The sequence below is a fragment of the Paenibacillus sp. MER 180 genome (assembly GCF_023713665.1).
Lineage (GTDB): Bacteria > Bacillota > Bacilli > Paenibacillales > Paenibacillaceae > Paenibacillus_B > Paenibacillus_B suaedae.
On record NZ_JAMAVT010000010.1, the window covers coordinates 20,759 to 32,797 of the forward strand.

At 40.2% G+C, this 12,039-nt stretch carries 15 protein-coding genes; 9 read left to right on the forward strand and 6 right to left on the reverse strand.

Annotated elements, in window-relative coordinates:
• Positions 1–5 precede the first annotated feature (5 nt).
• Entirely contained in the window at positions 6–1,082 is a 1,077-nt protein-coding gene (locus M3661_RS17210) for a MerR family transcriptional regulator (protein WP_065293726.1), read from the reverse strand.
• Between the two features lie 184 nt (positions 1,083–1,266).
• Positions 1,267–1,494: a small acid-soluble spore protein SspI gene (sspI, locus tag M3661_RS17215; RefSeq protein WP_028533687.1), complete on the reverse strand. Its 228-nt coding sequence runs from the start codon at positions 1,492–1,494 to the stop codon at positions 1,267–1,269.
• A gap of 158 nt (positions 1,495–1,652) precedes the next feature.
• On the opposite strand from sspI, the gene M3661_RS17220 reads away from it, so the two are divergent.
• Positions 1,653–2,321, forward strand: coding sequence for a potassium channel family protein (locus M3661_RS17220; RefSeq protein ID WP_021254279.1), 669 nt, complete (start codon positions 1,653–1,655; stop codon positions 2,319–2,321).
• On the forward strand, positions 2,318–3,178 hold the full coding sequence (locus M3661_RS17225) for a TrmH family RNA methyltransferase (RefSeq protein WP_251486996.1): 861 nt from the start codon (positions 2,318–2,320) through the stop codon (positions 3,176–3,178). The genes M3661_RS17220 and M3661_RS17225 overlap by 4 nt, the downstream gene beginning before the upstream one ends.
• Before the next feature lie 451 nt (positions 3,179–3,629).
• Here M3661_RS17225 and M3661_RS17230 read toward each other — a convergent pair whose 3' ends face one another.
• The 4 genes from M3661_RS17230 to M3661_RS17245 form a co-directional block, all read right to left on the reverse strand.
• Complete coding sequence (locus M3661_RS17230) at positions 3,630–4,142, reverse strand: DUF4145 domain-containing protein (protein ID WP_065294290.1); 513 nt, start codon at positions 4,140–4,142, stop codon at positions 3,630–3,632.
• Positions 4,143–4,335: 193 nt separating this feature from the next.
• Entirely contained in the window at positions 4,336–4,707 is a 372-nt protein-coding gene (locus M3661_RS17235) for an IS3 family transposase (RefSeq protein ID WP_139070788.1), read from the reverse strand.
• Entirely contained in the window at positions 4,708–5,154 is a 447-nt protein-coding gene (locus M3661_RS17240) for an IS3 family transposase (protein ID WP_139070789.1), read from the reverse strand.
• Positions 5,155–5,337: 183 nt separating this feature from the next.
• Complete coding sequence (locus M3661_RS17245) at positions 5,338–5,517, reverse strand: transposase (RefSeq protein WP_251486999.1); 180 nt, start codon at positions 5,515–5,517, stop codon at positions 5,338–5,340.
• Between the two features lie 422 nt (positions 5,518–5,939).
• Between M3661_RS17245 and M3661_RS17250 the strand changes: the two genes are divergently transcribed.
• From M3661_RS17250 to M3661_RS17275, 7 genes are all read left to right on the forward strand, one after another.
• Positions 5,940–6,269, forward strand: coding sequence for a TnsD family Tn7-like transposition protein (locus M3661_RS17250; protein WP_251487001.1), 330 nt, complete (start codon positions 5,940–5,942; stop codon positions 6,267–6,269).
• Positions 6,266–6,544 carry a TnsD family Tn7-like transposition protein gene (locus M3661_RS30805; protein ID WP_397376528.1) on the forward strand — a complete coding sequence of 93 codons (279 nt, stop codon included), beginning with the start codon at positions 6,266–6,268 and terminating at the stop codon, positions 6,542–6,544. Before M3661_RS17250 ends, M3661_RS30805 begins: the two co-directional genes overlap by 4 nt.
• Entirely contained in the window at positions 6,544–6,762 is a 219-nt protein-coding gene (locus tag M3661_RS17255) for a hypothetical protein (protein ID WP_065294292.1), read from the forward strand. The genes M3661_RS30805 and M3661_RS17255 overlap by 1 nt, the downstream gene beginning before the upstream one ends.
• A gap of 133 nt (positions 6,763–6,895) precedes the next feature.
• On the forward strand, positions 6,896–7,114 hold the full coding sequence (locus M3661_RS17260) for a hypothetical protein (RefSeq protein WP_065294293.1): 219 nt from the start codon (positions 6,896–6,898) through the stop codon (positions 7,112–7,114).
• 84 nt (positions 7,115–7,198) lie between these two features.
• The gene (locus tag M3661_RS17265) at positions 7,199–8,107 is read left to right on the forward strand and encodes a hypothetical protein (RefSeq protein WP_065294294.1); all 909 of its coding nucleotides are present in this window, start codon (positions 7,199–7,201) and stop codon (positions 8,105–8,107) included.
• A 524-nt stretch (positions 8,108–8,631) separates the two neighbouring features.
• Positions 8,632–9,219: a hypothetical protein gene (locus tag M3661_RS17270; protein WP_065294295.1), complete on the forward strand. Its 588-nt coding sequence runs from the start codon at positions 8,632–8,634 to the stop codon at positions 9,217–9,219.
• An 83-nt stretch (positions 9,220–9,302) separates the two neighbouring features.
• On the forward strand, positions 9,303–11,060 hold the full coding sequence (locus tag M3661_RS17275) for an ATP-dependent nuclease (protein WP_251487004.1): 1,758 nt from the start codon (positions 9,303–9,305) through the stop codon (positions 11,058–11,060).
• Positions 11,061–12,039 lie beyond the last annotated feature (979 nt).

The window sequence follows — 12,039 nt, forward strand, 5'->3', positions numbered from 1 at the left end:
GGCTCTTACACCCTCTCTTTGGAAATCGTCAGCATGTGCATTAAATGATTCAACTGTTCCGCCTTTACCTTGAAACCTTGCTGCTCCAACCATGAAATCAATCTGGAACGATCGGCGAAATATTCGTCGTGGAGTGCTTCAATCCCCTGCACGTCCCCTGCAGCTGTCAGCTCGTTAATAAAGGTAGCGCGATGCGCCTCATCCCGGAACATTAGGTCTGCGATTACAATGCGTCCATCAGGATGGAGTAATCGGGTCATCTCGGCAAGGGCGATTTCTTTCTGATCATCGGTTACATGGTGAAGCGCATAGGTTGATATTATGAAGTCAAATGCTTCATCCGCTAACGGCAAAGCCAGCATGTTGCCTTGCAGCAGCCGAATATTCGGCCATTTCTCCCGACATCGCTCGAGCATCGCGTTTGACTGATCAATGCCGGTCATATCTGCCCCCAGGCGCAAGCAGCGGCCAGCCAGATTGCCCGTACCAATCCCAATTTCAAGTCCTCTTTCTCCGGTCTTTGACTCTTGAATCGCCTCAAGACACACCCTGTCAAGAATGGCCTCATAATCGGCGTGGACATCCAATGGCCCCGTACCGTTCGCTACAGCGTGATCATATTGTCCTGCCTGCTTGTCAAAATTCCAGCGGTCGCTCCAATCACTGCGCAGCTTCTGGTAGCGTCGTGATTGTTCGCCTATGGCATGTAAATCGTTCATCATCATCTCTCCTTGATTCGCTTGATCGGAATCATAGCCGTTAAGCAGCTTGTCAATTTGGCCGAGGAGCCGCTTCAGCTCGGTATATTGCAGGGCTAGCTCTTGCCGCTTTTCTAATAAAAAGGGATGGACAGACGCCATATTCCCTTGAGCTGCATCATCAATACAGCAGCGAATTTGCTCGACTGACAAATTCATCTCCCGCAGTGCGCCTATTGTCCGCAGCCGGTTTATATCCGTTTCATTGAATACGCGATAGCCATTCTGTTCTTTGGCGAGCGGAGGCAGTAGACCTTTCTGCTCATAGAAGCGTATTGCTCTCGTTGTCATCCCAAGCTGCTCTGCAGCTTCTTGAATTTTCATGGGGCATCGGCTCCTTGCTTGGTTATGCTTTCATTGTATAGTTTGACGCAGCGTCAATGTAAAGCGATATGTAAAAAAGACGCAGAACCGTTATCCCTCTATTCAAGGGTAATGGGTTCTGCGTCATTGTAATGTGGATATGCATAATTGCATTTCGTGGATGCGGGCAATGTAGATTTGATGATTATTTGCCAGCTTGTTCGTCTTGCAGTTTGCTCTGAAGAGTGTCGATAAGCTGCTGACGAGCCTCGCTGCTGCTCGCCTTCCAGATCATTTCGAACAGCACACCCAATCCAGGCAATGCGCGTTCATCGTAATCGATGGAGCCCTCAATCATATCTACGATATCTTCATCGGGCTTGTTTTTTACCTTTTGCACAATGGCTTGACGCAAATTCAATGTGACGGCCACAGGCAGTCCTCCTTCCTTCGCGTGTGCTTGCTTCATGCTATAACATTCCCTGAGATGAGGACAGTCATTCAAGGAAGGGATTCGCGTTTCACCTACGTAGATGGGCATGCTATAATGAAGGGTATAGAATGTTGTCGGAAAATGGGGAAGGTGAACCTATGGCTGCCAAAAAACAATTTGCCATTATCGGTATGGGCCGATTTGGCACAAGTATAGCGAACAGCTTAAGCAAAATGGGATTTGAAGTGCTTGCGATTGATTCGAGCGAGCAGAAAATTCAGGATGTAGCGAATATGGTTACGCATGCGGTGTCCGCAGAATGTACGGATGAAGAAGCGCTGAAAGCGCTTGGTGTCCGCAACTTTGACGTAGTCGTTGTTGCCATCGGGCAAGATATACAGGCAAGCATCCTGACTACGCTCATCCTGAAGGATCTAGGTGTGCCGACGATCGTTGCCAAGGCGCAGAATGAACTGCACGGCAAGGTATTAAGCAAAATTGGTGCTGACAAGGTCGTATTCCCTGAACGTGATATGGGGATGCGCGTTGCGCACAACCTGATTTCGCCGAATATTTTGGATTACATCGAGTTGTCTGATGACCACAGTATTGTAGAGATTCGTGCGACGCCGCTTATGATCGGCAAGAACTTGAAGGAACTTGATATCCGCGCGAGGTATGGATGCAACGTTATGGCAATTAAGAACAACGGCAAGACTAACATTTCTCCATATGCAGAAGATCGCATTAAAGAAGGAGACGTGCTTGTCATTATTGGGCAGAACGAACATTTGAATACGATGGAGCTGGCATTTTCGGAATCATGAGAGAACCATTGAGCATTACATCGATACAGAATAATAAAGTAAAGAGCTGGGTACAGTTAAAAGAACGAAAGCACCGCAACCGTGAAGGCTTGTTCATCGTGGAAGGCATCCATCTCGTACTGGAGGCACTGCGCTCTGATATGCAGGTGGATGTCGTGGCGTATGACATGAACAGCGGAATACCGCAGGAGTTGGAGCCATTCCACTTGCAAGAAGAGGGGGGACTATCATCCTCTGATCGTGCTCCGGGCACGGAGTGGATTGCAGTGACGGATGCGATCATACGCAAATGCAGTGATACCGAGACCCCGCAGCCTGTCTTCGCTATTGTCCATAAGCCTGCTGCATCGGTCGACAGCTTGCTGGCATCACCGAACTCGCTCGTTGTTGTTGTGGATGGCGTACAGGATCCTGGCAACCTAGGGACGATTATCCGTACCGCAGATGCAGTTGGCGCACATGGTGTCGTCATTGGCAGAGGGACCGTTGATCTCTATAATTCGAAGACGATTCGTTCGACGATGGGTTCGCTATTCCACTTGCCGGTTGTAGAGGGGGATTTAGCTGAGCTGCTTCCTGCTGCGCAAGCACGTGGAGTTCGACTAGCCAGCACGAGCCTGCAGGCAACGCATTCCTGCTATAGCTATGACTATCGCCTAGCGACATGGCTTGTCGTCGGCAATGAGGGGCAAGGTGTCTCTCAGAACGTGCAATCGCTCGTGGATGATACGATTATTATTCCAATGCGTGGGCAGGCGGAATCGCTGAATGTAGCCATGGCTACTACAGTGCTGCTCTATGAGGCAATGAGACAGCGTCATTTTTCAAACAACAATAATTCCTGTCCACGACCCTAAATAAGTGTCCAGGAATAAAAATTAGTGTCCAAACAAGACCAAAGACTGGGAAGGGATCTGTTTATTACTCGATCCTTGCTCCAGTCTTTTTCACTGCTCATTAAAGCACTCCTCAAGCCGTTCCCTCAATCATAATCCCAAGCCTATCAAGGCATTTATCGATTTTTTCTTCGATCGTTACTCAAGCTCTTTCTCAATCTTTTCTCTGCTTTTCCCCTGCATTTTCGACACGAATTTTTATCTCGTTCCGTTCACAATTGAACCAGTTCTTTACCAGTTTTTCGCCGTTGGAACCTGACATAACGGGACACTAATTATTATCTCGGAAATCGGGTGGAAGCCTTGTAGGGAAAGGGATTTAGGGTGTTGGAGATGGGCAAGTTTTGAGACGGTAATTTTTTGTTGATTACAAAGTAACAGGGATTTGGGGAGAGGAAAACAGGAAGGGCATTTATACAAATAGCTCATTTATTGCATTCGCAATATTCCTTAATGCTTCATTGTTATGTCCCAATATATGTTGTTCATTAGGGTGGAAAGACATATTTCTAAACATTCGTAAAGCATGGTAGTAATCTTTTCTACTTCGATCTATTACTCGCCGTTTAACTAAGTTATTAATTTTTTTAGACAATCTAACATCTCTTCCGTTGGAATCCATATTTGTACCAATAACTTCTTCATGTTTATACGATATAGCCGCTTCAAAGGCTTTAATTGCTTGTTCATTTGCTAATGTGAAAAAGGCCCAGTACAAATATCCATAGGCATACAATGCTAATGCTGGTTCAAATAATGATTTAATGTTGTCTGGAACTTTTTCATTAAGGCATATGTCTTGAATGGATTCTATGTAATTTTTCTCAGTGATTGGCTCTAAATTTCCCGCTACAGTGTTCAACTTCCCAAAAAAATGAATGGTTTCATCAGCAGAGTAATAGTTTTCAAAGGTTATCTTTTTCATATAATTACCTCCCTCCATTGATTATTGTAACAGAGAGCTGTTGACAAAGTATCCTTCACCAGCAAAAACTGATTTAGAACAATAACTTGTTGTCAAGCAATTCAGGATTATTTCCTGACTTTTGCTCAGCTTTTCTTTTTGGGGCAGGGGGGAGATTTAGACATACCCCTGTCAAGTAGACAGATGAAAAAAGCTAAGCAGCTAGCGCGCACCGATACTCAATCGGTGCGCGTTGTTTCAATTTGGCTTGAAAGCGGTGGAAGTTATAATGATAAATGTAATCTTCCACCGCTTGCTGAATTTCTACTCCTGATTTACACTGTTTAATATACAACTTCTCTGTCTTGAGATGCGAAAAGAAGGATTCGATGCAAGCGTTATCGAGACAGGTTGCTTTGCGAGAGTGGCTGCCTTTAACGCCGAGTGCTTCTAATTGCGTGTTGTATGCCTGAGACGTGTATTGGAAGCCCTGATCCGAATGGAGCACGGCTTTCGAGACGTCTCTTTTTCTTGCCCATTGTTTTACCGTATCTAGCACGAGCTTCACATCGTTCCGTTCTGACAATTACCAAGCAACAATCTCGTTGTTGAATAAATCTTGGATAACGGACAAGTAATAAAATTTCATTCCGTCAGAAATATCGGTAATATCGGTGACCATTTTTTGCTGAGGTGCTGTGGCATGGAATTGGCGCTTTAAGCGATTCGGATACACGACAGAAGGCGTGTAATTGGACTGTTTTCGCTTTCTCCGGATAACCGATTGGATCGATATCTCACGCATGATTCTCCATACTTTTTTATGATTCACGTTGTATCCAGCTTCCCACAGGGCGGTCATCATGCGAGGGTAACCGAATTCTGGGTTTACAAAATGGATAGCCATCATGTGTTCCTTAATTTCATGGTCCTTGTCTCGTCTTGCCTCGCGTACTAGCTTCGTGGCTCGCCATTTGTAATAACTGGATCGTGGTATTCCCGCAATGGCTAGTAGGCATGAAATGCCGTGCATATTACGTAGCTCCTCCACTATTTCATAGTTAGCTTGCTGACTGAGGGCTTCTCCTTTACTAGATTTGGATACCGCTTTTTTAAGTAATCCACCTGCACTTTCAGGTAATCTCGTTCTTCTTCAACGCTTCCAAACGACGTCCGAGTACGCCCTTTCAGTGGATTTGACCCGTTGCCTTTCCGCTCATCGAATGACTCCCCGTTTTGACCATTTCTTCACCCAAACCTTCAACTGTGTACAATTACGAACTCCTTCTCGTTTGGCTACTACCTTGTAACTTTCACAGCCCTCCAAATAAGCCTTAACCGCTTTCAATTTGAATTCTTCTGTATACGTATAGAATGTTTGTCCTTTTTTAGCCATAAAATATCCCCTCCAATTGGCGCTCCAACCTCCATGATAACATGACGGTTTTTATTGAGTGTCTACTTGAAGGGGATAATACCAGATTGGGAGAATGCAGGGTTCTTCTTGAATCGTATCACAGTGGCTTTTCACAGGCGTCTAACTCAGGCATTTGCTCAGGTTGTTACCCAAGTTATTTCTGACCCTTTGTCCCGATTTTATCCCTGGAAAGTATGTTTTTGCAGCTCCGACGCGGGACAATTGCTCTGATTTCATGTTCAAATGATTGAGGACAAGAAAATGTTAGAGCAATACAGTTGCATCGTGAACAATATTGAGCAGTTGCTAAAATTTAAATACCCAAATCGTCCGCTGCATTGGTTCTACTATCACTACAAGAATCAGTTGATGCGGAAAGGATATGTTTCTGAGAAGGGAGAGTGGATCATCAACGAGTCCAAAAAGACTTCGTTGATTTTTATGGGGACGAGTTGTTGGGCTTCCTTCATTCTTCAGTGGGCGGTGAAAGCAGTTGGCTAAAGCTGATTTTTCAAAAGCATCGAAAAGGGTCTCATCCAATTCGTCATTTGCTCATAATGCAATTCTTGGGTCATACACTTGACGACATTTTCTATAATGAAATTTCTGAGCCGTGTAGTGAAACTGAAAGTAACACGCATCGTTCCAAACGAAAAATAATGAAGAAAACGATGACACCAGAATATAGAGAGCAGGCTAAAAGGAAAGGCGAGAAGCTTGGTTGCAAATGAGAAGTCAGCATCCCTATCATGGAAGATTAGAACTGAGGAAACTCGACCCCAAGGTTTACGATTGGCTCTACCTATACGACCGACAATTTCTTATGGAACATATGCCCGAAAAGATGCTGCCGAAGGCTGGTTCCACGCGATACGATTGGGAGACAAGGGATCAGGAAATTCTTGATCAAGTCACTCAATTTGTGAAACAGATGATGATCGAGGAAGGGAAGCCTCGACGTTTAACATTGAAACGATTCAAGAAACTATGGGGATGCAATGCCTAATGCCTAAGCATTTGAAGAAGATGCAGCTAACCAAAGCATTTCTTGAACAGGTGGTAGAAGATGCAGAAGCGTTCAGAAAACGCAGAGTAATGTGGGCGTTAGGGGAGCTAAAATCGCATGATGAACCATTAACTTTGAACAGGGTAAAGTTAAAAGCTGGAGTCAGTCGAATTCCAGAGGAATGTTTGCATGAGCTTATTTCAATTACTCCTAAATAAATCTCTTCATGAAAGCTTATGGAAGTAAAAATCCAAAAGCCTTTTTTGCTGCTCAAATTAAGGTGAAAAGATACTTTTTCGGAATAAATAATGATATGATATTTCCTATATATACCGTTTACAAGGAGGAACAATGACTGCGGAAATAGCCATTCTAAATAGGTCAGCGGTGGCACTGGCGGCAGATAGTGCTGTTACGGTTGGCGATAAGGTCTACAACTCTGCTATTAAAATACTACCATTGTCATACAAGCATCCGATTGGAATTATGATATACAATACATCGACCTTTATGGGGATCCCATGGGAAACAATTATTAAATCCTACAGGAAACAGCTTGATAATACGTGATTTGATTATGTACAAGATTATTGTGAAGATTTTATTGGCTACCTTCGTAGTGGTATTGTTCCAGTAGCCCTTCAGAAAAATCGTTTGAGCTTTACCGCACTTAATCTTTTTCAAGATCTCCTAAATAACTATGAAAATACCGAGCCTCAATTGGATAATAAAGAGACATTTTCAGATTATATTAATTCATTGAGTCAACTCGATAATTGGACATTATCTCCTAACTGCTCATCGGATGAATTGCATTTTTTTTGTATTGAAAATGACGATCTGCTGACCGAAACTATTAACATCATTTTTAACGGTTATCAGTTAACTGAAGATGACCGATTGAATCTAAAAAGAATTGTTTCTGTCTATATCTACACTGACAGTTTCTCTTATGAAGAATATACTGGATTAGTAATCACAGGTTTTGGGGATGAAGAGATATTCCCTGCATTGTATTCATATACAGTTGGATTGGTTCTCGGTGATCGTTTAAAAATACAAAACAATAAGTCAGTAAATATCGACGGAATTACTACCAATTCATCTGTAGTTCCGTTTGCTCAACAGGATGTTGTATACAGGTACTTACTGGGCTTCGACCCAGATTTACAGCAGTTTTCAAGGAATCACATGATGGAACTACTTGAATATTATAATCAGTTAGTAAGAGATCGTTATAATATTGATAATGAAGATAATTTTCTTGTTGATTTAAAAAATAGGGCGGTTGATGCTTTTTATGCAGGAATATCGGAGTATCAAAAGGAAAGTTATATTAACCCAATGCATGATATTATAATGAATTTACCGCACAATGAACTTGGGAGTTTTGCCGAAACCCTTGTAAATCTCTCCTCATTTAAGAAAAAAGTCTCTAAAGAACAAGAGACCGTTGGAGGTCCCATAGATGTTGCTGTAATTACTAAAGGTGATGGTCTCATCTGGCTTAAGAGAAAACATTATTTTGAGGAGAGCATAAATCATCAATACTTTAAGAGGTGATGGGGACTTATCCGATATTTTGTGAATCGGATTTTCCTTTGGTCCCTGAAAGCTTTTTAAGTCTATAATTTAGTATACTTTGTAAAAAAAAGGAGAGATGATCTTGCCTACTTTTTCCTCTGTTGAAACAGGATCAATAATTTCAAAGATAGTTCGTTTTGTTATAAATTTCGAAACAGGATCAAAGCCAATGCAAGTGATGCATGTCTACGAAGTACAGTTAGCGACATATCCAGGAATTGATAATGAAATTATATATTTGCGGCGGTTATAGACGTATTTGCGTTGCTGAACAACAGGTAATTGAACTAAATAACCTTGTTGCAAAAAATGAACAAGATGCACTTTTAGAGATTACTGAAATGATTAAGAGAAAACATGACTACATATATGTTTAGAATTGAATTGCACTAATTTAGAGAGACCTTGAGGGTCTCTTTTTCAGTAATAGTGAGATAACGTGCAAATAATTGTGGTTTCCACAAAAATCAATGTTAGCAAAAAATACATTCTGGTGGGTTAAGATGAAATTAAATGAAGTAACATCATATGCTTGGGGAAACTCCATTGAGTTGAGATTTGGAGGTGAAAATAATTGGGATGAAAAAACGTTTACACACAAATGGTTCGATGAAAATTACCCTAACCTATGGCAAAAAGGAGGAGCAAGTGGGCTTTATTGGTTTATGATTAAAGATAAGACTGTTCAGAATCTTATTAAAGTTAAAACACCTGTGGAATTACCTAAAAAGGGAACTAACATAGTTGAAACCTCGAAAGATAATCTGAAAATCTTTCGAGAAAACTTATGTAATTCTGATGAAAATGGACTTTTGGTTATATACAACGGGCATGAGAAGAATGTATTTACAAGAATAAGGTCGCATTTTGCATTAAATAACGACCTAACCACTGCAATTGGTTTTAGAACGTACAATTTGTCTCAATATGATTTGAGGGTAAGGATATTTCATCATAAATTTGAAATGGATGATTTGAAGGAAACTGATAAAGAGGTTGTAAGAAGACTGCTGGAAACTAAAAGAGGAAGGGTCGCAATTGAACAATATTGGAGGACGATATATGGCTGGCCAATACTCTGTAAGGAGTAATGTAGGGGATATAAATTTCGATATCGTGTCTTTTTATACCAAAATGATTTAATATCATAAAAAAATAAAGTAGGGGATCTATAATGAGACTGGAAAGCATAGAAGTAAGCAATCACAAATCAATTGGGAATGAATTTCCAGTTAGAGTGAATCTTGCTGATATAGTAGTTATTACTGGAGCTAATGATTCTGGGAAAACATCGTTTTTGGAGGCATCATATATCGGAATCTTACATTTATTGGGATACAGTACATTTAACTCTAAAGAGTTTTCGATATATAATGACAGCTTGCATCATATTGGGTTTAATGCTGTAGACGGTAAGCAATTGGTTAAAGTATACACTAAATGTACGACTGAAGAATCAAGTGAAATATTTGATAAAATATTTAATAAAGGTGATTTGAATAGGCATTTGGCGATTTTATTGGAAAAGGGATTCGCTGTTACACCAGATCAGGTTAGAAATTTTATAAATAATACTTTCATTTTATTGAAAGTTCCATTGAGTGAAGCTGAAGTTTTTTTCGGTTATTTTTCTATGTTTATCGATCAAGTATTCTGGAATGATCAAGTAGATAAGTTTTTTGGATTTGATGGGAATCCGGTTGAAGAATTCACATCTTACTTATTTGAGACTATTTCATCTATAGCTAATTTTGAAGAGTCGATTAGAAGTATGACATGTATGTATTTACCGAGTGCTACAAGGGAAATTAATTATATTGAAAAAGAACCAGAACCGGGAGCTACAGAGCGAAGTGATCCTGGCCTGGAATTACTACAGTTTTTTAAAAAAATTAGTTCGGAAAGTGGAAGGAGAGATGGTAGCTACTCAAGTTATCTCACGTATTGTAGAATAGTTCTTCCTGAGTTAGATAGAATTGAGTTGATTCCTCATGAATGTAATGGTAGGAATGAAGATTTATATTTAACTTGGAGTAGGAATGGAAATGAAAGATCACAACCTTTGTCTCGAAGTGGTTCAGGTATTTTTAATGTTCTGTTCCTTATTTCTAAGTTTTTCATTAGAAAAAGCAACATAAATATAGTATTTGTAGATGAACCTGAAACTGGGTTACATCCAATACTGCAACAAAGATTTATGAAACTTATTAGAAAGTTGGCAAATATTAACTCAATTCAGTGGGTCATTAGTACACATTCACCTTTTATTCTCCAAAGTTTAAAAAGTGCAGAAAAGTTGTATTTAATAGAACATGACGGTATACAGTCTAAGAGTAGAGAGATAGAGATCACAAATAAACAAGAAGTCTTTGTTGCTTTAGGTGCATATTTACCCCTTACCTTCTCTTCAAACGGTGTAATATTTGTAGAGGGACAAACGGAAGTAGTTGTTTTAAGTGGTTTATTGCAAAAAGCGGGAGTAGATATTGACAGGGAAAAAATACTGATTATTCCACTTGGGGGGGAGAACATCTTTAAAATCGATCCAAAGGATATAAAAAAAATACATGAAAATAGTATGATTATAATCGATAGTGATTTAACCAAGTCAGTAGAGAATGGAGGAACGATAAAAAAGATAAAAACAGAATACGGAGTAAGATGTACTGAAAATTCAGTTAGGTTTGTAATGTTGACCCAATATCGAACCTTAGAAAATATGTATCCTCCAGAGATATTAGCTAAGGTTATTGGCAAGGATGTTGATGAATTAAGATACAGTAATTATGACGCTATACCTGAGATCCCCTCTTCGAACAAAGTCAATATCGGTGAGCGTGTGGTTAAAGAGATTCCATCTAATCAAGCTAAGGAATTTCCCCTCGTAAAAGAGATTTTATCGTGGTGGGAAGAGATGGGGAATAGAGTCTGATATTTCACTTGAATTATTAATACATCCTTTCTCCTCCAGATTTTTCATTTACTAATCAATATCTTTTAAAAATACTTTATGCCCGCATAGGATAATAAAATTTTTTCTTAACCCGGTGCTACAACTTAACATGATAAGAGGAGGTTTTTGAATTGGGGATCGTTGATAATTTAAGCTACGATTGTCTAATAATAAACGGTAGAGATGCTTATTTGGGTGGCGAAGAATGACGAAGAATCAATTGAAGAGAAGAAAGGAACAAAAAATGATTCGAGAAATATAAAAGTAATGACCTATGATGTTCTACTTGTAAAGATGGGAGATGTATTAGAGATTTTGGAAAAGTTTTTGAGGTTGCTATAGGAGAGATTTAAAAGTTAATTTTGTGTAATTTCCTTCAATGCTATATAGCCTATTCAAAAGATTTCCTTCACTTTCTTCATTTTCAAACAATAATAATTCCTGTCCACGACCCTAAATAAGTGTCCAGGGATAAAAAATAGTGTCCATACAAGACTGAAGACTGGAAAATGCACGGGCCTTTCCCCAAGCGTTTCTCCAGTCTTTTTTCATCCTCCGCGGCGATCAGAAGCAGGGATTTCCCTGATGAATCCCGAATTAAAACTCAAGCAGAATCCCAGACTGTACAAGGGTTTGGTGATGTGGGCTTTGGCTTTTCTAAAGCCTTTACCCTGACTTTAGAGAACCTGATCTCAGCTTTTACCCAGTCATTTAACCTGCTATTTGGACACTAATTATTATCTCGGAAATCGGGTAGAAGCCTTTCGAAATAAGACAACAGATGAGGGTTCCATCAAGCCGTGAAAACGGATTGGGGGATCTTTTTTTGTATTGAAAAAGCAATAGTCAGATAAGACAGTTATCACTCGAAAGTGCTCACTGAATTACGATTAATGCCCGCATTTCGTTCAAATCTGTACCGATACAGTTTTACTTTTTATGAATTGTAGCACTTAGA